This window comes from Dietzia sp. SYD-A1, assembly GCF_015356725.1.
In the GTDB taxonomy this organism is placed as follows: domain Bacteria; phylum Actinomycetota; class Actinomycetes; order Mycobacteriales; family Mycobacteriaceae; genus Dietzia.
Map to the genome: position 1 here is coordinate 1 of NZ_JADDKI010000614.1, position 969 is coordinate 969.

The 969-nt window shown below is 74.4% G+C and carries 2 protein-coding genes; both read left to right on the forward strand.

Annotated features, from left to right (window positions below; genetic code table 11):
* Positions 1 to 769, forward strand: a 769-nt coding sequence (locus IY392_RS17700) for a CpaF family protein (protein ID WP_194861942.1), incomplete at its 5' end; no start/stop codon positions are given.
* Positions 766 to 969, forward strand: a 204-nt coding sequence (locus IY392_RS19375; protein WP_228549594.1) for a hypothetical protein, incomplete at its 3' end; no start/stop codon positions are given. The genes IY392_RS17700 and IY392_RS19375, both read left to right, overlap by 4 nt.

Consider the following 969-nt stretch of genomic DNA (forward strand, 5'->3'; position numbering starts at 1 on the left):
GGACGGGATGGCGTGGCGGCTGCACGCGGTGCTGCCCCCGGTCGCGGTGGACGGGACCTGCCTGTCGCTGCGGGTCTCGCGACCCGCGCAGGCCACCTTCGACCGGCTCGTGGAGTCAGGGACGGTGTCGCCGCAGGCCGAGCCACTGCTGCGGGCACTGGTCGCGGCCCGGATCGGATACCTGGTGGTGGGCGGGACAGGCTCGGGAAAGACGACGCTCCTGGCCGCACTGCTCGGCCTGGTGCCGCCGGGTGAACGGCTGCTGTGCGTCGAGGACTCCCCGGAACTGCGACCCGCCCATCCGCACGTCGTCCGGTTGGTGGTGCGGCACGGCAATGTCGAGGGCGCGGGCGGGGTTGCGATGTCCGATCTGGTCCGGCAGGCGCTGCGGATGCGCCCCGACCGGATCGCGGTGGGCGAGGTGCGGGGCGGCGAGGTGGTCGACCTGCTCGCCGCGCTCAACACCGGGCACGACGGGAGCGCCGGCACCGTCCACGCGAATTCACCCACGGAACTCCCGGCACGACTCGAGGCACTCGGAGCCCTCGGCGGGCTCGACCGCGCGGCGCTGTCCGCGCAGGTCGCCGCCTCGCTCAGGGTGGTGGTGGGGATGCGGCGACTGCCCGACGGGCGGCGGGTTGTGGACTCCATGGGAGTGGTCCGGCGGGACGCACAGGGGATCGTGGTGGACCCCGCCTGGCGCGCCGATGGGGCAGAGACTCCCGGTCGACCGGTCTTCGACGCCCTGATCGCGGGGGCCGTCAGGTGACGGCGGCGATGGTACTGCTGGCCGGAGCCCTGATCGCATGGCCGGACGGTGTGGCCCGGACGCGACTCCGACACATGTATGGCGCGGCCGCAGCCCGGCGGCGTGGCCTGCCCGCCGTCCTGGACAGGGTGCCGACCAAGGTGGTCGTCCCCGTGGCCGCGGGTCTCGTGGGTGTGGTCGTGGCCGGGCCGCTCCACGGG